Origin of the sequence: Chryseobacterium foetidum, assembly GCF_025457425.1 — a bacterium.
In the GTDB taxonomy this organism is placed as follows: Bacteria; Bacteroidota; Bacteroidia; order Flavobacteriales; family Weeksellaceae; genus Chryseobacterium; species Chryseobacterium foetidum.
This window is the reverse complement of sequence record NZ_JAMXIA010000001.1, coordinates 215,521-238,663: the sequence shown is the minus strand read 5'-3', so window position 1 is coordinate 238,663 and position 23,143 is coordinate 215,521. Positions and strand designations below refer to the sequence as shown.

The following is a 23,143-nucleotide window of genomic DNA, read 5'->3' as shown; positions in this document are numbered from 1 at the left end:
AGAAAAATTTTATTTTTATTTCATTTACTTAATTAAATTCAAGATTATGAGTGATTTAAAATAATCTAAATTTCCTCAATTACTTCCTCATAACTTACCGGATCAGCTATTTCCTGATATCTCTCCCATTCTGCCTCCAAAGTCTTATCTGTTTTCATTTCTTCTTCAAGTTTTAAAGTTTCACGATATTGGGTTGCTTCCGCGAGAAGTGTCCATTTGCATTGAATTCCGAGGGTTTCAACATGATCTTTCAAATCTGTAAGCTGTAGCTTGAAAAACTCTTTTCTCGAATTAATTTTATTAAGCTGGCTTTTGAGAAATTTCTTGTGAAGTTGTCGCTCCAAAGCTGGTGCATCCTCTGAAAATATCATCGCATGCACATCAAACTCAAATGGAACACTGGCGTCGCCCAGTTCACGAACGCGATCCAAAGGCTCTAAACGTCTGGTCATCCCAATTTTATAAACATGCTCACCAAATGAACCAATGTTGGAAATTATGTAAACATTTCCTGTTTTTGTCTGTTGTGCCATTGAGATAGCTCGTTGATTTTTTTCCTCTGCCTGCTCGAGCTTACCTTGTAATTCCTCCAGTTTTTGTTGAAAAATAAACTTTTGTTCTTCATTAGCTCGTGCAACCTGAGCTTCAGCTTTTTCAATCAGTCTTTTTAGAATTTGTTCTTCTTTTTCAGCCTCTTTAATGGCTTTTTCAAATTCTCTTCTTGCCTTTTCTTCTTCACGAATCTGCTCACGGATTTGTCTTTGTTCCTCCAGTTCCATTGCCCGCAGTTCCTGAGCTACAACTGCCCATCTCAATTCTTCTAATCTCGCCTGATGATAAATTTCAGAAATTCTTGCATTTCTGAACGCTTTTCCGTTAAAATTTACCAGTTGAAAAGCATCCTCGATTTTCTGTTTTAAAATTCCATAATTATCTTTGCGAACCGTTGATAAAATAGAATCCACTTTTCCGTTGTAAGCATCAATGACGAAGTCCACAGCAGTTTTTTGCCTTTCATAATCTACATACTCACAAATTCCTGCCTGGCGGTTAATAATCATCATCTTATTGTTCTGACGCAACTTTTTTAGGTTTTCGCCTGCATCTTTATGACTAAAATCTTCAGCTAACTGATCCAAAAGCGTGTAACTTGGAACCAGATATTCATTTCCGTATCCTTTGATGACATTTTTCATCGCCTGAATTCTGTCTGCAATTTCGTTGGCTTCTCTTAGGCTTCTGTAAGCATCTCCACCAATTGATTCTGCTTTACTTTCGGCATTATTAATGATTCTTTTCGATTCTCTAACTGCGTTTTTATACAAAAGCTCAATTTCCCGCTGTTTTTTCTCTGTCAATTCTCTGATATTTCTTCGGGATTCTCTGGCATTTTCCTGAGCTTCAGACAATTCAAGATTTCCTCTTTCTCTTAATTTTTCGTAGTCTTTCTGAGCTTTTTTAAGCAAATATTCACATTCAACTTTTACATCAATGATGTTTTGAAATTTACCCAATTCAAAGACTTTCCCTTCCAATTCCCTATTTTTAATCCGAAAATTTGATAGCTCAGTTTCAACAGTTTTTAGTTTAAATTTTAAAGTTCCATTTTCACTTTGAAATTTTGTAGAATTGATTCTGGCTTCATTCAGATCACGAGTCAGATTCACAATATGATCTTTGCTTTTCTTATTTTCAGCACTTAAATTACTGGCTTTGATAAAAAAGTAAATGATGAGCACAACTAATGTGACGATAATAAAAATTTCCATAGTATTGTTTTATTGATGTACAATACTATGGAAATCCACGCGAATAAAAATACGGGAATCCGCATTTTAGAAATATATTTTAAAAACTTTTAAACTTTTAAAGTAATTTAATTTTTACTTAAATAATCCTTAATCATCTCTGTCACTCCAAAACTGTCATTTGAACAGGCTTCAAACTTGGCCGCTTCTTTTACTGACGGATGTGCATTTTTCATGGCGAAAGAGTACTGGGCATTTTTGAGCATTTCAATATCATTGAGATAATCACCGAAAGCCATGGTTTGCGCAGGAAGAATGTTGAGAGATTTCTGAAGTTTTTCAATAGCATTTCCTTTATTGGTATTCTTATTCATGATGTCTAACCAGTTTTTACCGGAAACAACTACTACCAAATCTTCATTTTCAAACTTTTTCAGAGCTGGATACAAAAATTCTTCTGAGCTCACAGGATGGTAAACTGCTATTTTAAATACAGAATCATCCACAGCTTCAGTAAGGTCTTCTTTTTTTTGATTTTTAATGTAATATCTGCTGAAATAATCTACAAATTGCTGATCATTACTTTCATAATACGAACTGTCTTTCGCACTTAAAACCGCTCTTGCATCGGGAATTTCTCTAATCGTTTTTATTATTTCAGAAATCGAATTCTGGCTTAGGCTGTCAGCAAAAATTTCTTTATTCTGATAAATCACATACCCTCCATTTTCCGCAATAAAGCCTATTTCACTTTCAATTTCTCCAAAATACTTTGTAATTCCGGACATTTGTCTTCCACTTGCCGGGACGAAAAGAATATTTCTTTTTTTCAGTTCTTCATAAATCTTCGGAAAGTCCGGACTGACCTCATATTTTGAGTTTAAAAAAGTCCCATCCATATCCGTTACAATCATTTTAATATCCTTCATTTTGTATACTTTTCATTGGTAATGTTTTACAAAGATAAGGGTTTATAAAATGATTCGGTTTTAAGCAAAGATTAACTGTGAGAAATACGTTGTTTTAAATTAGAGTTTAAATGGACACTACTTTACTTCAATTTCAATCTGATTTAAAGCTGAATTATCAGAAGAACCTCCGTACATCAGTGTATACTTTCCTGATTTTGAAATCAACCCATCAGATTTTTCATCATAAGAATAGAAAGACCTGGCATCAATTTCAAGTTTTACAATTTCTGTCTTTCCTGCAGCAATATGAACCCTTTTAAATGCACGTAAAGTTTTTAACTGAGAATTATCGGCATTATTTTTCTTCACATAAACCTGCACCACTTCTTCCCCATCCTTTTTGGAACGGTTGGTAACTGGGATTTCTATGTTTAAACCTTTCTCTTTTTTAATTTTTTTTGAAGAAATTTTCGCTTTACCATATTTGAAGTCTGAGAATGAAAGTCCGTATCCGAATGAATACAAAGGAGATTCTTTCATATAACGGTAAGTTCGTCCCTGCATATCGTAGTTTTCAAACCCCTGTTTTTCTGCGGAATTTTTTGTCAGGGCATTATCAAGTTGAGCAAGTGTTCTGTAAAATGTCACCGGCAATCTACCTGCAGGATTGTAATCTCCAAAAAGCACGTCTGCAACAGCGTTTCCACCTTCCTGACCGCTATACCATGAGCAAAGCAGTGCATCGTAATTTTTCTCATCCTGCTCCAGAGCCAACGCACTTCCCGTAGACAAAACAAAAACAACCGGCTTCCCTGTTTTTTTCAGTTCCGAAAGCATATCCCGCTGAACTTTAGGCAAATCAATTGAAATTTTATCTCCACCCTTAAAACCTTCAGAATTCACCATCATTTCTTCGCCTTCCAGATTGGGCGACAATCCTCCTGCAAAAATAATGGCATCTGCATCTTTTACCTTTTCACGGATAGCAGCAAAATTCAACGGATCTTTTCTGTAAATATCGAAGCTGATGGTAATTTGTTTTCCCTTTTGAATATGTTTTAATTCTACAAAATACTCCTTGTTTTTTTCTACTTTCAGAGCAACTTCAGTAGGTTTTGAAGCGTTACCACCTTTACGGCTGAGTATTTCTTTTCCGTCAACAGACAAAGTGTAGCCATCTGAAGCAATTGGCGAAAGAAAAACCTCTCCATCAATCGGACTTTTAAATATTCCTGAGATTTTTGTGGATGTATTTTCTCTGTTCAGACCTTGTGCAAGCTGAGTTCCGCCGGAATTATTATAATTAATTCCCGTTTTATTGATGACAATTGCGGCAGGATTATTTTTAAATTCGTTATTGTTGAAAAACTCTACCTTCATCCCGTTTTCAGTATTTTTATCACTTACAAAACTGTTGTATAAAGAGGTTTTTGATGAAGGATCAACTAAATCACATCCTCTTTCATAGATAATTTCAGCCTTTGGAATTTTCTTTTTAATACCTTCCAAAATGGTCACGGTATATGAGGGTGTACCGTTATAATTTCCAAGCTGCATGATTCCGTCGTCGGCATTTGGACCTACAACAGCAATTTTTCTGATATTTTTTGAAAGCGGTAAAACCTGATTTTGGTTTTTAAGTAAGGTCATCGACTTTTGGGCAACTTTTAATGCCTGATTGCGGTGTTCCTGAGATTCTACAACAGAAATAGGGATTTTACTCCACGGATTGGCATTTTTCGGATCCAGCATTCCCAATTCAAACCAACCGTTCAGAACTCTTTTTAATGAGATATCCAGTTCAGATTCTTTTATCAGACCTTTTTGAAGTGATAGTGTCAGATTTTTATAGGAGCTTCCACATTCTACATCGGTTGTGTGCTTTACAGCTACTGCTACCGCAGTCTCGGGATCAGGATAGGTTGCGTGCGCTTTTTTTTCGTAAAAATCATTAATAGCTCCACAATCAGAAACCACCATTCCGTTAAAATTCCAGCGGGTTCTGAGAATATCTGTTACTAAAGGATTGTTGGCACAGCAAGGCGCTCCATCAAAAGCATTGTAAGCACACATCACTTCCCGCACATTTCCTTCTTTTACCAAAGCTTCAAAAGCCGGCAGGTAAGTTTCCCATAAATCTCTGCGGGAAACGGTGGCGTTGTAAGAATGACGATTCCATTCGGGGCCACTGTGGACTGCAAAATGCTTGGCTGTGGCGTGGGTTTTAAAGTATCTACGATCATTCCCCTGTAGACCTTTCACGGCAGCGAGACCTAATTGTGTTGTTAGAAACGGGTCTTCACCATAAGTTTCCTGACCTCTTCCCCATCTCGGATCACGGAAAATATTGATATTCGGAGTCCAGAAAGATAAACCGTGGTAACGTTTTATAATGTTGTTTTCAGCTAAATCCTGATTGTATTTTGCTCTGGCTTCATCAGAAATCATTTCAAAAGTTTTGAGATGTTCAGATACATCCCAAGTCGCCGCCATCGCAATAGCCTGAGGAAAAACCGTTGCTTTTCCGGCTCTCGCAACACCGTGAAGGGCTTCATTCCACCAGTCGTAAGCGGGAATTCCCAAGCGGTCAACAGCTTTGGAAGAATTCATCATCATTCCGATCTTTTCTTCGGGAGTTAGAAGACTCAGTAAATTCTCAACTCTTTTTTCTCTTGAAACAGACGGATTTTGAAAGGGATATTTAAAATCAGTCTGTGCGTGAAGATTTTGGGTTAAAAGGACGAATCCCAAACCAATGATGAATTTTTTCATATTTAAATTTTTAGTATTTGATCTCTAACAGAATGTTTTATTTAAATCTAAAACTGAAATTTATTTTAGTTTAAATGCTGTTTCCACCGCTCATAAGCTTCCAGATACTGCGCCCTTTTTTCTGCCTGAGGCTCGATGACAGCAATCTTTTCCAATGACGCAAATGCTTCTTTGGAATCTTTATAGAAACCGATTCCCATTCCTGCGGCGCGGGCTGCTCCTACAGCTCCATCAGTGTCGTAAAGTTCGATCACGGCATTGCTGATTCCTGCAAGAGATTTTCTGAAAATGGAACTTAAAAACATATTGGCATTTCCGGCACGGATGACGCTGATATCCATTCCCATATTTCGCATGATGTTCATTCCGTATTCGTAGGAAAAAACAATTCCTTCCTGAGCAGCTCTCAGAATATCGCCTTTGGAATGAATATTAAAATTAATACCATGGATCGAGCAGTTGGAATCTCTGTTTTCCAAAACTCTTTCAGCTCCGTTTCCGAATGGAATAATGCTTAAACCTTTCGCTCCCACCGGAGAAAGTGATGCTAAATCGTTCATGTCTCCATAAGAAGAAAGTGAAGTTGCAAAATTATTTTTTAACCATGAATTTAAAATTCCCGTTCCGTTAATACAAAGTAGAACGCCTAATCTGATATCCTCAGGGGTGTGATTTACGTGGGCAAAAGTGTTTACTCTTGATAAATCATCGTAGTCGAGATGATCCAAAACTCCGTAAACTACACCTGAAGTTCCTGCTGTGGAAGCAATTTCTCCGGGATTGAAGACATTTAAGGAAAGTGCATTGTTGGGCTGGTCCCCCGCTCTGTAAGAAATAGGTGTTCCTTCTTTTAAACCTAATTCTTCCCCAGCTGCTGCTGAAACTGTTGACTGAATTCCAAAAGTTGGAATGATTTCGGGAAAAAAACTTTCCGGAATACCATAGTAACCGGTTACATCTTTTGAAATGCAGTTGTTTTTAAAGTCCCAGAAAATTCCTTCAGACAGACCTTCGATCGTCATCCCGATTTCTCCCGAAAGTTTCATCGCAATATAATCACCGGGAAGCATGATTTTGTCAATCTTTTCAAAAATTTCAGGCTCATTTTCTTTAACCCAGGCCAATTTTGAAGCTGTAAAATTTCCAGGCGAATTCAAAAGGTGAGATAAACATTTTTCTTTTCCGATGGTTTCAAAAGCCTTCTCACCATAGGGAACTGCACGGCTGTCGCACCAGATAATTGAAGGTCTCAAAAGGTTCTGATCTTTATCAACCAATATCAATCCGTGCATTTGCCACGTGATTCCGATGCCTTTGATGTCTTCTGCATTTACGCCTGAGTGATGCATCACAGATTCGTGCGCGAGTTTAAGATTCGTCCACCAATCCTGAGGGTTTTGCTCTGCCCAACCGGGTTTTACCGCACTGATCAGCATTTCTTTTTTCGGTGAAAAATCTGATGCCACTACTTTCCCGCTTGAAGCCTCGATAAGGCAAACTTTTACGGATGAACTTCCGATGTCATATCCTAATAAATACATATCCGGTTGAAATTTTATTTGATGAGTTTAGTATTGTTTTTCTTGTAAATCTTCTGATCAAAACTGTAATATCTCGCTGCACGGTGAGCCACATTCGTTTCAATCTCATCCAGCTGAATGATATAATTGAATGACGATATTTTTTTGTGAAAATTTTTGATGTCAATATATTTTTCGCTGATTGCGCTGTACAGTTGATACAACTGTCTGATAGTAAATTTCTTTGGCAGAAGCTCAAAAATAATAGTGAAATCAGATTCGATCCATTTGCGGATTTCGATGAGGGATTCTTTGATGATCTGATTGTGATCAAAAGGCAGATCCGGAACTTTATCAATTGGGAACCAATCTACCGTTTCGTATTTGCTGCTGTTGATTTTTCTGTCAATTTTACAGAGGGAAAGATAGGCTACCGTAATAATTCTGTCGATGTGGTGGTTGTACTCTTTGTCCATCCATTTCACATCTTTTTCATTAGCTCTGTTGGGGTCTGCGAAGCATTTGAACTGTTTTAAAACCATTTTTTTAATGCCTGTAAGTTCGGTCAAAACCCTTTGCGCTGCGTCATCAACATCTTCATTATTCATAATGAGGCTTCCGGGAAGCTTTCTGTGCTGCTCATCGGGCGTATTTTCAAAATGGCGCTGTACCAAAAGAATGTTGAGTCTGTTTTCGTTATCAAACCCAAAGACAACGCAGTCTACCGAAACATAAGTATGTATAAAATTTGGAATCATGGATGAAGTTAACATTTTCGTAATCTCACAAATATAAAAATTCAGAATGAAATAAAAAATTATTATTGAATTACATTCTGTATATCAATATTTTACATATCGATTTTTTATGATATTTAATGAGTTTAAAATATGATAAGCTTAGGGTTTTAAGAATGATAAATATTCAATAATTCCAATTCATTTACAATCATTTAACATCATTGATTTCAGGTAAAATATTATTTTAAAAATGAATTTAAATATGATAAACAGCTTCATCTTTCTGATTATTAAATAAGAATGAATTGTCTCTAATATCTACATTTTTCTTAATAAAAAATCGATATTAAGTTACTTAAAATCCCCAAATTAATGACTGAGCTATTTATTTTTAATTTTTCATTTTCAAAACTTTACAAATTAAATTTTGAGTTATGATCAGGCAATTTTTTAAACAAAAAAAACTGTCTCAAAAAGAAACAGTTTATATTTTTTACTTTAAATTTTATTAAAGCATTTTCAGATTATTCACTTCCAGTTCTGTAAGAATTCTCCAGTGACCTCTCTTAATGTTTTTCTTGGTTAAACCTGCAAACATCACTCTGTCTAAAGCTTCCACTTCGTATCCCAATCTCTGGAAAATCCTTCTGATTACACGGTTCCAGCCAATGTGAATCTCGATTCCCACTTCATTTCTTGGTTTACCTTCGATAAATGAAATCTGATCAACCTCTGCAACCCCTTCATCCAATCGGATTCCTTCTGCAATAAGCTTCAAATCTTCGTTCGTAAGTTTTTTATCTAAAGTAACATGATAAATCTTCTTCGCATCAAAAGATGGATGCGTCAGTTTTTTTGTCATGTGACCGTCGTTTGTCAAAAGAATAACTCCGGTCGTCGAACGGTCTAATCTTCCAACAGGGAAAACTCTGTAAGGAGAAGCGTTTGCCACCAAATCCATTACGGTTTTTCTTGCCTTATCATCTTTTGTTGTAGAAATATATCCTTTAGGCTTGTTTAAAAGTACGTAAACAGGCTTTTCAGGAGTGATATTCTGTCCGTCAAAAATCACTTTATCAGATTTCTGAACCTGATAACCCATTTCTGTCACTACTTTCCCGTTTACTTCCACCAGACCTTGAGTAATCAACTCATCAGCTTCTCTTCTGCTGCAAATTCCAGAGTTGGCGATGAATTTATTCAGACGGATCGTATCTTTGTGAATATCTTTATCAATTTTGCTCAGTCTTCTTTTCTGAACAAATGATTTGTTTTTATCTTCATTGCCTTCTGCTCCCGGTCTTCTTCCGTATTTCAGGCTGCCTCTCTCATACTTATCTCTGGCGTCAAAACTTTTGGGTCTGCTGCCACCTCTGCTCGGTGCATATTTTTTGAAAGGTTTTTTTTCTTCACCTGGATTGGTAATAAAATCTTTCTGTTCAGTTTTTCCGAATTTCTTATCCATTCTGTCCTGATAGCTTGTACCTGAACTTTTTCTGGAATCAGAATTTCTTTCGCCTGCTTTCGGGAAAGATTTTTTGAAAGATCCTGAACCTGAATTTCCTGATTTTGAAGCATGAGGACTGTCTGAATTTCTTGTTGAAGATCTAGGTTTTTTAGGTCTCCCCGAATTATTGTTGTCTCTGCTCATTCTAAATATTTTTGCAAAGATAGTAATTTAGTTACGAGTTAAAAATTAAGAATCATAACTTTGTAGCGCAGTATAGATTTAAATTCAAAAAAAATCATTTTATGATTACTTTATCAGACGAAAATTTCACAGATCTCAATCAGTTTCTTACAGAAAAGTCTTTCAGTAAAATTTTTATTCTGGTGGATGAAAATACCCACGAATATTGTCTTCCTTTATTTTTAGGAAATCTGGAAACCGAGACTTCCTTTGAAATTCTTGAAATTGAAGCGGGCGAAGAAATGAAAAACATCCAGACTGCCAATCAGCTTTGGGAGATTCTTACCGAAATGAAGGCCGACAGAAAAGCTTTAATCATCAACCTTGGCGGAGGTGTTATTACCGACATGGGAGGTTTTGTAGCTTCTACCTATAAGAGAGGAATACAATTCATCAATATTCCTACTACTCTCCTTTCCATGTGCGATGCGTCGATTGGAGGAAAGACCGGAATAGATCTGATGCATTATAAAAATATGGTGGGAACATTTTCTTTTTCTGAGCAGATTTATGTTTATCCTAAATTTTTAGAGACACTTCCAGCGAAAGAACTTAAAAGCGGATTTGCCGAAATGCTGAAACACGGTTTGATTGCCGACAGAAAACACTGGGAAGATTTGATTCAATTGAATGAAATTGATGCTGTTGGGATAGAACCATTTATCCATCAGTCGATGGAAATTAAACAGGAAGTCGTAAATGCCGATTTTCAGGAGAAAAATGTGAGAAAGACTTTAAATTTTGGTCACACGATTGGTCACGCTTTTGAAAGTTTGTGTCTGCAAAACGAAAATCCGATTCTTCACGGAGAAGCGGTAGCGTTGGGAATGATTTGCGAAACGCATCTTTCTTATCTGGAAGGTTTGATTTCTGCAGATGATTCAGAATTGATTATAGAAAACATCGCTAAATACTTCTGTTACATTGATATCACTGATTTTAAAGAAGAAGATATTTTTAACCTGCTTTTAAATGACAAGAAAAATAACGATGCTAAAATCAATTTTTCTCTGCTTTCCGGAATCGGTTCGTGTGTGTTTGATCATGAATGCAGCACTGAAAATATCCAAAAAGCGATTGATTTCTACAAAAAAATGAGCGGCTTTTAATCTTAACATCTTCTCTAAACATGATTTAAATCATAAACTATTATTCGAAGCATATCAAATTACAATAAGCTAAGTAATTGATTTAGTTTAATTTACATATTAAGCCATTCTTGTGAAAGAGTGGCTTTGTTATTTGGCATCAGAGAAAGTTTGAGATTTGGCAAAGTATTTGAAAGAATCCACACGTCTTAATAGAAAAGACAGAAAATTTAAAATAAGAAATTAGTAGAATATTAAAAATTTAAAATTATGAAAAAGTTAATCTTAGGAATTGCAGTTTTGTCGACGACGTTGGCATTTGCACAGACTACACCAAGTTCAAATTCATCAATGTCTCCGGTGAGATTTGGTTTGAAAGCAGGTATGAACGTTGCTTCATTATCTAAAGATGCAGGTCTTGAGGATCAGAAATCTAAAATCGGTTTTAATGCGGGTGTATTTGCAAACATTCCTGTAGCAGAATCTTTCAGCATTCAGCCAGAACTTTTGTACAACCAGTTAGGTTCTAAAATTGAAGATGTAAATGAGTATACAATTGCTGGCGTAACTACCAGAAATGTTGAATCTTACTCTACAAATCTTGATTATTTAACAGTACCGGTAATGTTCCAGTACAACTTTGTACCAAATTTTTACATTGAGGCAGGTCCGGAATTCGGATTTATGTTAAGTGCTAAAAATAAAGGGGATAGAACTACCACAGTAACTTCTGGATCAAACACTTCTACAACCAACGCAAGCTATACAGATGATATCGACAAGGATAATCTGAATACTTTCAACTTCGGTGTTGGGATCGGTTTGGGATATTATTTCACAGACAATATCGGACTTACAGCAAGATATGTTGCGGGCGTAACAGACGTTGCTAAAGACAGACCTAGCGGTTCTGATGCAATCAGAAACAACAACTTCCAGGTTGGTTTGGCATTCAAATTCTAATCAGAAACAGTCTTAATTTCAATAAAGAAAGGTCAGGTTTTCATTACGAAACCTGACCTTTTGATTTTACTTAGAGATAAAAAATTAACTGAATAATTCGATCTCCTCTCCTTTTGCTACAGGATATTCTTCTGTAAAACATCCGAAGCAATGGTTGGAAGAACCTAAAATTTCCTTTAAATTATCTGTACTTAAAAATTCCAGAGAATCCACCCCCAAATAATCTCTTAATTGTTCTGTAGACATATTTGCAGAAATCAAATCATCTTTTGATGGCGTGTCAATTCCTAAATAACAAGGTGCAATAATCGGCGGCGAAACACTTCTGAAGTGAATTTCCTTTACACCCGCTTCTTTCAAAATTTTAACCAAACGTTTTGAAGTAGTTCCACGAACGATAGAATCATCGATGATCACTACTCTTTTGCCCTTGATTTCAGAAATAATCGGGTTCAGTTTTAAATTCACAATTCTTTCTCGCATTTCCTGAGTCGGAACAATGAAACTTCTTCCAATGTATCTGTTTTTAATTAAAACCGGACGGAAAGGTATCCCCGAAGCCTTGGAAAAGCCAATCGCCGCAGGAACTCCCGAATCAGGAACACCGATTACGATGTCAGCCTCCACAGGAGCCTGTTCCCAGATTTTCTCACCGGATTTTTCTCTGATTTCGTAAACATTAATGTTTTCAAGCGAAGAATCGGGTCTTGCAAAATAAATATATTCAAAAGAACAGATTCTTTGCTTTCCCTTTGCTTCATCAGCCATATAAGAATGAAGTTTTCCAGGGTCGTTTTCGCTTGTGTAAACAATTTCACCAGGCAAAATATCTCTCACATACTGAGCTCCAACAGCGTCTAATGCAACAGATTCTGAAGCTACAACATAAGAATTTTCGCTCGTAGCTCCTAAAACCAAAGGTCTGATTCCGTTGAAATCTCTGAACGCGAAGAATTTATTTCTCGTCATTCCTACAACTGAATAAGCTCCCTCAATCTTTTCCATCGTCGCTTTGATTGCTCCACGAAGTCCCAAATCAAGATTTTTCTGAATCAGTCTTAAAATAACCTCAGAATCTGAAGTTGCCCTGAAGACTACGCCCTCAGCTTCCAGTTCTGTTTTCAGCTTTTTCGCATTGGTTAAATTACCGTTGTGAGCGATAGAAAGTATAATCTGGTCATATTCGTTTTTAGCAAAAAATGGCTGAAAATTATATTTCTTTTTGTCTCCCGCAGTCGTATATCTTGTGTGACCGATTGCAGAGTTTCCCATAAAAGTTTCCGGTTCCTGGATTTCTTTATAAACATCCAAAACCAAACCTTCATCTTTCATATTGGTGATTTTCCCATCTTTAAGAACAGAAATACCACAAGCTTCCTGACCTCTGTGCTGAAGCGCAAAAAGCCCGAACTGAGAAAGAGAAAACGTGTCGAGATCGTTATCAGAATACATTCCGAAGATACCGCACTCCTCATTCGGAGCGTCCATTCTTTCTTCTTCCTGCGTTCTGAAAAGATTTCTTCCGTAGGTTTGAGTCTCAAACTGTTTTAAATATTCACTTTTATGAATGTCTAAACTTTTCATTTCTATTTTTTCTAATTTTTTTGAGGTTGGAAGCGGGGTGATGGAAGTGGGAAGTCAATCATCAGACTCCAGCTTCCGGCTTCCACCTTCCAGCTAATTACTTACCAAGTACGACTTTCAGTCTGTTGTAGATCTCCACGTAAGCTTCTGTAACTTCCCCAAGATCTCTTCTGAATCTGTCTTTATCCAGTTTCTTCATCGTGTCTTTGTCCCAAAGTCTGCAGGTATCAGGAGAAATTTCGTCAGCAAGAATAATTTCGCCGGTTGAAGTTTTTCCTAATTCGATTTTGAAATCAACCAAAATGATATTCATTTTATCGAAAAGCTCGATTAGAATTTCGTTGATGTCTGAAGTTAATTCATACATTTCGTCAAGCTCTTCGTAAGTGGCTGCACCTAGGAAAACAGCGTGGTGATCGTTGATAAGCGGATCTCCCAATTCGTCTTTTTTGTAGCAAATATCGAAGATGGTTACGGGAGATTTAATTCCTTCTTCCACACCTAATCTCTGAGCCATGCTTCCTGCAGAATAGTTTCTTACCACCATTTCCAAAGGAATAATTGAAACTTTTTTTACGAGCTGCTCTCTCTCGTCTATCTGTTTGATGAAATGAGTTTTAATTCCTTTTTCATTCAAATATTCAAAAATAAGGGTTGTGATAGCGTTGTTCATTTCGCCTTTCAAATCTACAGATCCTCTTTTTTGAGCGTTAAATGCTGTTGCATCGTCTTTGAAACGTACTACAACTTCTTCAGGATTTTCGGTTGCAAATACTTGTTTTGCTTTCCCTTCATACAACATTTCTAGCTTTTGACTCATAATTTTTACTTTTTTTTACTTTTAGAAAACCTTGAATCAAAGGTTTTCGGTTATTATTAGATTTATATTATTCTTTACTTACTTAATTAAAATTCCTGTTAAAACGGCCAGTCCAAAACTCAGCAATGTACCTATTAATACATATTCTGTGAGTTTTCGCTGCTTTGCCTGTGCCAGATCACTGAATCTGAAAACAGATTTTGCTGCGACCATAAAACCTACGCCTTCCCAATGGTTTACCATAATAAATGTGAAGACCATAAGACGTTCTAAAATTCCGATGTATTTTCCGGCGTTGGATAATGATTCGGTTTGAAGACTTCCCGCCTGTTCGTTCACTGGCGTCCATGATGACAATAATAATTTAATGAAAATTGAAGCAGGCGATGTTAAAAATAAAGCGCCCATTAAAACTTTTAGAAAATCTTCATCTTTCAGAAAATCAAAATCAAATTCATTAAAATAAAAAGAAACTCCGCCGATAACTGCTACATGAAGCAACTGATCGATGAAAAACCATCTTTTTTTGGTCTGAATATTCTGAAAACTGAGTTTGCAGGCATCAATAATTAAATGCGTAACTCCTACCAAAACAGCAACCCACCAAAGCTCGATATTCCAAAGGAAAATAAAACTTAAAACGGTGTGAATCAGAACGTGAAGGTAGAGAAATGGACTTTTCAGTTTGCGGTTTTCTTTATCTGCAACCCATGAGTTTGGCTGAAGAAGAAAATCTCCGAGTAAATGTGCCAATATGAGTTGAATAAAAATCATCTTACAATTCTGAAATTTTCTTTTTAAAATACTGGTTGGTTTCCACGATAAGCTCGTAGTTGGCGCGTTTCAGTCTCTGGCTGATAGAAGATTGCGAAATGGTAAATTTCTTGGCAAGATCTTCCTGTGTATTATCCTGATTCATAATCATTTCGTGAATGATTTCTGATGTCGCCATCGTCCAGCTGTCAAAGTCTTTAGATGACCATTTCAACAGAATGTTAAGGTCTCTGTCTAAAGAATCGTTTGAAGTTTTGATGGATACGGTGTGGCCGTCAGATTTCAGGTCGTTAAGCAGTCTTCCGGAATTCACATAAGCCGTTCCGTTGGACTCGGTGATTTTTTCTGATGAGAAATTTTCTTCACCAATGCCAATCGCCATTCTTACATCTAAATTTTCCTGACTTTTTATAAGGGATTTAATGGCTAAGAAACGCCAAAAAACGTCATCGATACTGCATTTAAGCTGGAACTCATCACCTCTGTAAATTTCCCATGTGTGTGGACTTTTTCCCCATTTCGCAAGGAGATTTTTCAGTCTGGTAATCCAAACTTCTGTGTCTGCATGTTGAGAATTAATAATATCACCAGTGATGACCGCTATCATTTTGCAAATATAAGCATTATTACTTATAAATAAAAAATATAAGCTAAAAAGCTAATAACTGCTGATTATAAGTTTTTTTGCTTATGTGTTTTGATTTGAAATTTGAGGTTTGAAATTTGAGATTCGAATTGTTGATTTGAGATTTGAAATTTGGAGTTCAAACTTTTTAAATATAAGCAAAAAGACTTATAATTGGTGATTATTAGCTTTTTTGCTTATATTTCATTTTTGTTAAATTAAGAGCTATTTAAATTTCATCAAAATTAATTTCCCCAATCCTAGAGTGTAATTTTGATGAAATTTTCGTAGCTTTTTTCCTCCCTTTAGGGTTGGGGAAAAGAAAAAAGGTTTATAAGAATTTGTTTCTCAATAATTTTTGAACAGGCTCTGAATTAATCTGCTCCCGGAAAATGATAGGTTTTGTTGTTATTGTCTGTGTCATCAATATTGATGTTTAGGGCGAAATAAACGAAATGCACGTTTTTGTTTCCCGCCGCTTCAAATTCTCTCTGCCACAGGTAACCGCCGAGCATTCCGAAGTTTTCGTCGATCTGATAACCAACACCGCCATACACTCTGTTTCTTGCGAAAGTAGGTTTGTTGGGACTTACGACAAAAATTTCATCATAAACATTGGCAAATACAGTTCCCGGCTTTACTGATTTTGAATTAAGAGGAAGCGTGATGTTAAGTCGGTAACGGTATCTCATTCTTTCGGATCTGATATCTTTGATGGGATCGTAAAACCAGCTTTTCTCGGCACGGAAACGGTTTTCAAATTTAAAAGATCCTTTTTTGAAATCAATCACGTCCTGAAGCCAAACCCTGAATTCTTCACGGCTGATCGTATGGTTTTTGTAAGTAGCATATCTTCCCAAACCGACAAAAGGCTTATGGGTTTTGGTTAAATTGTAACCTAAACCTCCTTTTATCTCATAATAATCGGGGTAATCATACTCCTCAATTCCACGCATCTGAGTTTCTGCATACAGGAAAAATTTCGGATGAAATTTATAAGTCAGCGTAATTGCATTAAAACTGGAAATATGTTCCTGTGCATTTGCAAAACCTAATCCTAAAATCAAACCCAGACCGACAAAGAATTTCATCTAAAAAAATTTTTGCAAAATTAGATTAATTAACATTTAATTCATATTAAATTATTATTAACAATTATCTAAAATTAAGCTGATAGGTGAAACCAAGATGAAACCACCTCTGGGGCATAGGAATGTTCAAATCATTTGAATAAAAAACTTCAGAATACTTTGTATTGGTAACATTGTTAACTAAAATATAAACGGAAAGGTCATTTTTCGTAAAACTTATTTTCTCATCCAAAAGCTGGTAGCTCCCAAAATTCAGTCTTTCATTGTATCGGTAAACCAGTTCGTTGGTGAAATATTTCAGGAAACGGTTCTGCAGTTTTCCCACAAACTGATGCTTCAGATTATCGAGATTGTATCTTGCGAAAACAGATTCCGGATTTGTAAGTTTATTTTCAAGGAACGTATAGCCAACAGTGTATCTCAGCCAGTCTGTTACTTTGTGATCGAACTCAAGCTCAACCCCTTTTATATTGCTGTCTCCCACATTTTTTGCGTACCAAACGGGATCTGTAAGACTTATTTTTGTCCAGTCGATGGTATTGTTTCCATCCCTCAGAAATCCGCTGGCTTTAGCTAAAATATTTTTGGTCTGATACTGGTAACCGATTTCTGCATACACGGCATTTTCAGGCAACAGATTCATATTTCCCTGTTCGGTTTTGCTTAAATAATACAAATCTGTAAACGTCGGAACTCTGTGAACTCTGGCAATATTCCCGTACACTTTGCTGTTTTCAAGAAAGGTATAGCCTACATCAATTCCCGGATAAAAGAAGTTTCCGTCTGTCGAATAATTTGCCCAGGAAGCACCCGGACTGATGTTTAATTTTTTATTAAAGAAAGAAAAATGATGTTCGAAGAAAACCTGTGTTACAAATCTTTCACGATGTCCCAGATTATTACTTGCCAGATATTCCTTTCTCAGCTCAACACCCAAACCAGTAGTTCCCAGATTTGAGTTGTAACTTGCATTCACTTCTCCACCCACATTGTTTCCGATGTGCATATTTCGGTAAATCTCAGGCTTGGCTCTGTTGAAAACATACATGTCCTGCCCTCTCCGCCAGTATACATTTGAATTTAATCTAAACTTTCCAAAACTCTGCTGATGTGCTAAACTCACGATAGAAGCCTGCAATTCTTCATATTGTTCTGTAGCTAAAGGAGAGGAATAAAACCCGTTGGCTCCAAATTTCTTCTCAGAAATTCCGGCCTGAAGTCTCAAACTTCCGTTTTTTATTTTAAGCTGATTTTGATAATAAGCGTTGCGGATTTCGTAATCTGTATTGTAACGGTAACCCTGAGAAGAATTACTATTCACTTGAAGTAAGTTTGAGAATTTTTCGTTTCCGAAATTGGCATTCAGTCCCATTCCGTAGGTTTCATAATCTCCGGCTTCCGCACTTATTTTCACGCGCTTTCCAGGTTCTGATTTTGTAATGATATTAATAGCTCCGGCGTAGGCATTCTGTCCGAAACGTCTTGCTGCAGGACCTTTTATGACTTCAATTCGTTCCACATCATCCAAATCAACAGGAATATTCAAAGAATTGTGTCCCGTTTGAGAATCATTCATCCTTATTCCGTTGATGAGAATAAGCATCTGCTCAAAAGATCCGCCTCTGAAACTCACGTCACTCTGCACACCGTTGGCACCTCTTCTTCTGATATCCATTCCCGGCACCAGCTGAAGAACTTCGTCGATACTTTTTGCAGGCGAAGCCAGAATATCTGCTTTTGTTATTACTGAAATATTCTGATTGGCAGATTTGTAGGGCGTTGCAATAAATTTTCCCTGAATCTGCACAGAATCAATATCTGAATGTTTTTCCTGTGCTGAAACCGAAAAAAATGCAGAGACAGCAGAGATTGTAATCAGTTTTCTGATCATAGTTTGTATAGTTTAGTTTGAAGCGTTCAAAATTAGCAGACTTCAATCAGACCAAAAAATGATACTTGTCATAATATATTTTGTGAAATTGTTTAAAATAAAATTAAAAATTGTATTAGTTGGTACTGCTACAGATTTATTTTGAAATGCAAAAAATCCACTTTCTGCAAAAAAAGGGATCATTATTATTCCTGAAAATTAATTTAATCTAAAAGAATACTTTCATTTATTTTTAGCGATTTTCTTTTATCCACTTTTATTTCCTTGCCGTCAAGGGTGTAGGCTTTGTACGGTGACGAAAACTGATCGGCATTAGGATTGTCAATATATTCTGATCTTTTCTTAATAAAATCAGCTTTTTCCTTTAAATTTACTGTATTAACGTAGGCAATAGACTCAATAATATCTTTTGATTTTTCAATTTTAGTTGCCTTGATGATAAGACTTTTGTCTTCGTTGTGCACTTCTAAAATTAATCCCGAAAGTCCTTTAAAACGAAATGGTCCTTCAGGTATCGGAATTGTGGGACAATACCACGCATAATATAATTTGCCTGTATCTGTAATTGCCTTTGCTTTTAAACACTGATTTCCTAAAATTTCCTTCTTCTCATTTGAAATTGTTTCCCATTTCAGTTTAGGCTCAGTAAACGTGTATAGTTGATTCCCAACCGGCAAAGTTACAACCACACTTTCGCCATTTTTATATACGCTGCTTTTTGATTTTGGATACATACTTTTATCTAAACCTGGTATATGCCTGTTTCCTCTGCTTTTTCGGATAAATTCATAATAATTTTGCAATCCACTATTTGCATAAATTGATTTTAGTGAATTACATAAAAGGGTGAAATCATATACATGTCGCATGTCATCTCCATTATTATTGCCCTGATGATCTGAAATGATCATCTGATAATCAATCTTTAGCTCTGCATTATTGTATTTGTCCTGCGACTGAAATATTTGAAACCAGAGCAGACAGAAAAATGTGAGTTTTTTTAACATGTTTTTTGATCATTTTTGGATAAAACCTGTTATTGTAAATTCCTTACTATCAATAAATGTGCGTACTTCGTTCAACAATTTAATTTTTCAAGCATCATTAAATAATAATCAAAATATACAATTTTTTTCTCATTTTAATGATGGAATTTTGAGTAAATGACAATTCATGGAATTAAGTATATTATCAAAAACTTTTAAGTTTACAACTCAGAATTTCGTATTTTTGTCGGTCACAATTTTACTATGGCTACAACTCCCGATATCGATATAAAAAAACAACTTTTCGTAAAAAACGCACACCTTAATAATCTGAAGCACATTGATGTTCTTATCCCTAAAAATAAGCTCATCGTGATTACAGGCGTTTCGGGAAGCGGAAAATCTTCACTGGCTTTCGACACGATTTATGCTGAAGGACAGCGCAGGTATGTGGAAAGTTTAAGTTCCTACGCAAGACAGTTTTTAGGTAAACTCGAAAAACCTAAAATTGATGATATAAAAGGTCTCGCACCTTCCATCGCTATTCAGCAGAAGGTAATTTCGTCGAATCCGAGGTCTACGGTGGGAACTTCTACCGAGATTTATGATTACATGAAGCTTCTTTTTGCAAGAGTCGGCAGAACATTTTCTCCGGTTTCGGGCGAAGAAGTGAAGAAAGATTCTGTTTCTGATGTGATTGATTATATTAAAGATGCCAAAAAAGACACAGCGTTTTTACTGACGGCACCTCTGGATTTTGATTCAGAAAATTTTAAAGAAACTTTAAATGTTTTAAAACTGGCTGGTTTCACAAGACTTGAAATCAACGGAAATGTCGCCGGAATTGAAGATTTGGAAAGTTTCGGATTTACTCCCGAAAAAGATATGGTTATTAACCTCGTGATTGACCGTTTTTCTTATGAAGAAGATGAGAGTTTTCTTCAGCGACTGGCAGATTCCATCCAAATGGCTTTTTATGAAGGACGGGGATACTGTTCTTTAAAAAATATTGAGTCCGGGACGGTAAAAGAGTTTTCAAATAAATTTGAGCTTGACGGAATTGAATTTATTGAGCCGAATGTTCATTTTTTCAGTTTCAATAATCCTTTTGGAGCTTGCCCGACCTGCGAAGGTTACGGAAAAGTAATTGGAATTGATGAAGATTTGGTGATTCCCAACAAAGCTTTGTCGCTTTTTGAAGATGCCGTGGCGTCGTGGAAAGGTGAATCAATGAGCGAATGGAAGAAAGATTTCATTAAGAAAGCCGGCGACTTCCCTATTCATAAGCCTTACCATCAGTTAACCAAGGAGCAGAAAAACTTCCTGTGGAAAGGTGATGGAAAAAGTACTTTCCCTTCTCTGAACAATTTCTTTAAAATGTTGGAAGAAAATCTGTACAAAATTCAATACAGAGTGATGCTTTCAAGATACCGCGGCAAAACACTTTGCCCTACCTGTGAAGGTTTGCGTCTGCGTGAGGAAACGACTTGGGTAAAAATTGACGGGCACAATATCCAGTCGATGATAGAGCTTCCTTTGGATGAACTTTTTCCTTTAATTGCAGGCTTAAAACTGTCTGATCACGATAAAGAAATTGCCAAAAGACTTTTGTACGAAATTACCACCAGAATTGAATTTTTACTGAAGGTTGGTCTGGGTTATTTAACTTTAAACAGAACATCCAACACCCTTTCCGGAGGGGAAAGTCAGAGAATTAATCTGGCGACAAGTTTAGGAAGTTCTTTGGTGGGATCGATTTATATTTTAGACGAACCGTCCATCGGGCTTCACTCCAGAGATACAGAAAATCTGATTGGCGTTCTGAAAAATCTTCGTGACCTCGGAAATACAGTAATCGTTGTAGAACATGATGAAGATGTAATGAAAGCGGCAGATTATATCATTGATATCGGTCCTGAAGCAGGATATTTAGGAGGTGAATTGGTTTTTGCGGGAGATTATAAAGAACTGAAAGATGCCGATACTTTAACTTCAAAATATCTTACAGGAAGACTTGAAATTGCAGTTCCGAAAAAGAGAAGAAAAGCGAAAGAATTTATTCATATCAAAGGTGCCAGACAGAATAATCTGAAGAATATTAATGTCGATATTCCACTTGAAAATCTTGTGGTGATCACGGGGGTTTCGGGTAGTGGAAAATCTACTTTAATGAAAGAAATTCTGACCACCGAAGTACAGATTCAGCTCGGAATGGGCGGTAAAAAAGGAGATTACGATTCGGTAGAATTTCCTTTGAAAATGATCAAAAATATTGAACTGATCGACCAAAATCCGATTGGGAAATCTTCAAGATCAAATCCTGTAACTTATCTGAAGGCTTATGACGACATCAGGGATCTTTTTGCCAAGCAGAAAATGTCTAAAATGATGGGTTACAAGCCAAAGCATTTCTCTTTCAACGTGGATGGCGGAAGGTGTGATGAATGTAAAGGCGAAGGCGTAATCAACGTTTCGATGCAGTTTATGGCTGATATCGAGCTGGAATGTGAAACCTGCAAAGGAACACGTTTCAAAAATGAAATTCTGGAAGTGAAATTTGATGAAAAAAATATTTCAGACATCCTTCACATGACCGTTGACGAGTCTCTCGAATTTTTTAAAGAAAATAAAGAAGATAAGATTGTTACGAAACTTACGCCGCTTCAGGAAGTTGGTTTGGGCTATCTACAGCTTGGGCAGAGCTCTTCAACCCTTTCCGGTGGCGAAGCACAGCGGGTGAAACTTGCGTCTTTCCTCGTAAAAGGTGTAACAACTGACAAAACGCTATTCATTTTTGATGAACCGTCTACCGGACTACATTTCCACGATATTCAAAAATTACTGAAGTCGCTACAGGCTTTGATTGATTTGGGACATTCTGTGATTGTTATTGAACATCAGCCTGACATTATCAAATGTGCGGATTTTATCGTAGACATTGGCCCAGATGCCGGAAAGCACGGTGGCGAAGTGGTTTTCACAGGAACGCCGGAAGATTTGGCAAAAAATAAGAAGTCGCATACTGCGAAGTATGTGGCGGAGAAGTTGTAGAAATTTGTAGCGAAACGATGACGAATCGTTTTTGTAACCTTTGAAGTTATCCACAAAAAAATGTGGATAACCTGTGAATTTTAACATTAGATTTATATTGCGTATTAAAATTATTCCTAAATTTACTATGTAATAAAAATGAAATGAAAACTTTTCTTGCTTTTCCATTTTCAGAAATTGCAATTAAATTTGATATAAAAATTTAAGCACAGCATCGTCGGCTGTGCTTTTTTGTTGTTGTCTAACTAAAAAATGAGATGTATTTATCTATTGGATCCGCTTCTAAGAGCGGATTCTTTTTTATCCTTCTCTTTATTTGGATTCACAGATATTTCTTTTGAAAACCAGATTCCGCCAATGACGTTTTGATCAAGATAAACCCAGACGCTGATGTATTTTAATTCACTTTGCTTTTCGGTACTGATATCGAAGACAAACATTTCTACAGGATCTGCATTTTTAAAGTAGTTGTGACTGTACGCCGAATTAAAGGATCTAATCTGAATTTTTCCGTTTTTGTTGAGAAGATTTTTGCAAGATTTTCCCCGATCTTCAAAAAGTTTATTTTCTAAATTTTTACTAAGAACAAATTTTTCAAATTGAGTATAATCCTGCGCTTCACATTTGGAAAGATAAAGGTTAACAAAATTTGTCGCAATAATAAGCCTTTCCTTATCAACCTTTGAGTCTTTGATTTTTGTGTATAATTTCTGTGAAAATACTGTGAGCGAAAGCAATAGGCAAAATGCTGTGGTCAATTTTTTCATTTATGTTTTTTTGCAAAAGTAAATTTAAGTTTAATAAATCAAACATTTTAGATTAATTGAAAAAAAAACCGATAAAATAAATTACCGGTTCCTGAAAAATGAAAAATTAATATGGATATGAA

The 23,143-nt window shown here is 36.2% G+C and carries 17 protein-coding genes; 3 read left to right on the top strand and 14 right to left on the bottom strand.

What is annotated here, in order from left to right; translation table 11 throughout:
- Window positions 1-65: 65 nt before the first annotated feature.
- The 6 genes from NG809_RS01055 to NG809_RS01030 form a co-directional block, all read right to left on the bottom strand.
- A complete protein-coding gene (locus NG809_RS01055) occupies window positions 66-1,769 on the bottom strand; it encodes a DUF4041 domain-containing protein (protein WP_262147283.1) in 1,704 nt (567 codons plus the stop codon).
- Window positions 1,770-1,876: 107 nt separating this feature from the next.
- A complete protein-coding gene (locus tag NG809_RS01050; RefSeq protein ID WP_262147281.1) occupies window positions 1,877-2,677 on the bottom strand; it encodes a Cof-type HAD-IIB family hydrolase in 801 nt (266 codons plus the stop codon).
- Between the two features lie 117 nt (window positions 2,678-2,794).
- Window positions 2,795-5,431, bottom strand: coding sequence for a glycoside hydrolase family 3 C-terminal domain-containing protein (locus tag NG809_RS01045; RefSeq protein ID WP_262147280.1), 2,637 nt, complete (start codon window positions 5,429-5,431; stop codon window positions 2,795-2,797).
- A gap of 65 nt (window positions 5,432-5,496) precedes the next feature.
- Entirely contained in the window at window positions 5,497-6,972 is a 1,476-nt protein-coding gene (locus NG809_RS01040) for a xylulokinase (protein WP_262147279.1), read from the bottom strand.
- Window positions 6,973-6,986: 14 nt separating this feature from the next.
- Window positions 6,987-7,709 carry an NUDIX hydrolase gene (locus NG809_RS01035; protein ID WP_262147278.1) on the bottom strand — a complete coding sequence of 241 codons (723 nt, stop codon included), beginning with the start codon at window positions 7,707-7,709 and terminating at the stop codon, window positions 6,987-6,989.
- A 490-nt stretch (window positions 7,710-8,199) separates the two neighbouring features.
- A complete protein-coding gene (locus NG809_RS01030) occupies window positions 8,200-9,342 on the bottom strand; it encodes a pseudouridine synthase (protein ID WP_262147277.1) in 1,143 nt (380 codons plus the stop codon).
- 101 nt (window positions 9,343-9,443) lie between these two features.
- Here NG809_RS01030 and aroB point away from each other — a divergent pair, with 101 nt between their 5' ends.
- On the top strand, window positions 9,444-10,490 hold the full coding sequence (gene aroB / locus NG809_RS01025; RefSeq protein ID WP_262147276.1) for a 3-dehydroquinate synthase: 1,047 nt from the start codon (window positions 9,444-9,446) through the stop codon (window positions 10,488-10,490).
- A gap of 249 nt (window positions 10,491-10,739) precedes the next feature.
- The gene (locus tag NG809_RS01020) at window positions 10,740-11,432 is read left to right on the top strand and encodes a porin family protein (protein WP_262147275.1); all 693 of its coding nucleotides are present in this window, start codon (window positions 10,740-10,742) and stop codon (window positions 11,430-11,432) included.
- An 84-nt stretch (window positions 11,433-11,516) separates the two neighbouring features.
- Here NG809_RS01020 and purF read toward each other — a convergent pair whose 3' ends face one another.
- The 7 genes from purF to NG809_RS00985 form a co-directional block, all read right to left on the bottom strand.
- Entirely contained in the window at window positions 11,517-13,016 is a 1,500-nt protein-coding gene (gene purF / locus NG809_RS01015) for an amidophosphoribosyltransferase (protein WP_262147274.1), read from the bottom strand.
- 97 nt (window positions 13,017-13,113) lie between these two features.
- Entirely contained in the window at window positions 13,114-13,836 is a 723-nt protein-coding gene (gene purC / locus NG809_RS01010; protein WP_262147273.1) for a phosphoribosylaminoimidazolesuccinocarboxamide synthase, read from the bottom strand.
- A gap of 78 nt (window positions 13,837-13,914) precedes the next feature.
- Window positions 13,915-14,610 carry a DUF3307 domain-containing protein gene (locus NG809_RS01005; RefSeq protein WP_262147272.1) on the bottom strand — a complete coding sequence of 232 codons (696 nt, stop codon included), beginning with the start codon at window positions 14,608-14,610 and terminating at the stop codon, window positions 13,915-13,917.
- 1 nt (window position 14,611) lies between these two features.
- Window positions 14,612-15,217 carry a SatD family protein gene (locus NG809_RS01000; RefSeq protein ID WP_262147270.1) on the bottom strand — a complete coding sequence of 202 codons (606 nt, stop codon included), beginning with the start codon at window positions 15,215-15,217 and terminating at the stop codon, window positions 14,612-14,614.
- A 392-nt stretch (window positions 15,218-15,609) separates the two neighbouring features.
- Entirely contained in the window at window positions 15,610-16,326 is a 717-nt protein-coding gene (locus NG809_RS00995; protein ID WP_262147268.1) for a DUF2490 domain-containing protein, read from the bottom strand.
- A gap of 64 nt (window positions 16,327-16,390) precedes the next feature.
- The gene (locus NG809_RS00990) at window positions 16,391-18,217 is read right to left on the bottom strand and encodes a TonB-dependent receptor plug domain-containing protein (RefSeq protein ID WP_262147266.1); all 1,827 of its coding nucleotides are present in this window, start codon (window positions 18,215-18,217) and stop codon (window positions 16,391-16,393) included.
- 203 nt (window positions 18,218-18,420) lie between these two features.
- Window positions 18,421-19,224: a GLPGLI family protein gene (locus NG809_RS00985; protein WP_262147264.1), complete on the bottom strand. Its 804-nt coding sequence runs from the start codon at window positions 19,222-19,224 to the stop codon at window positions 18,421-18,423.
- Window positions 19,225-19,467: 243 nt separating this feature from the next.
- Between NG809_RS00985 and uvrA the strand changes: the two genes are divergently transcribed.
- The gene (uvrA, locus tag NG809_RS00980) at window positions 19,468-22,254 is read left to right on the top strand and encodes an excinuclease ABC subunit UvrA (protein ID WP_262147261.1); all 2,787 of its coding nucleotides are present in this window, start codon (window positions 19,468-19,470) and stop codon (window positions 22,252-22,254) included.
- 263 nt (window positions 22,255-22,517) lie between these two features.
- Here uvrA and NG809_RS00975 read toward each other — a convergent pair whose 3' ends face one another.
- Entirely contained in the window at window positions 22,518-23,021 is a 504-nt protein-coding gene (locus NG809_RS00975; protein WP_262147259.1) for a hypothetical protein, read from the bottom strand.
- Window positions 23,022-23,143: the final 122 nt, after the last annotated feature.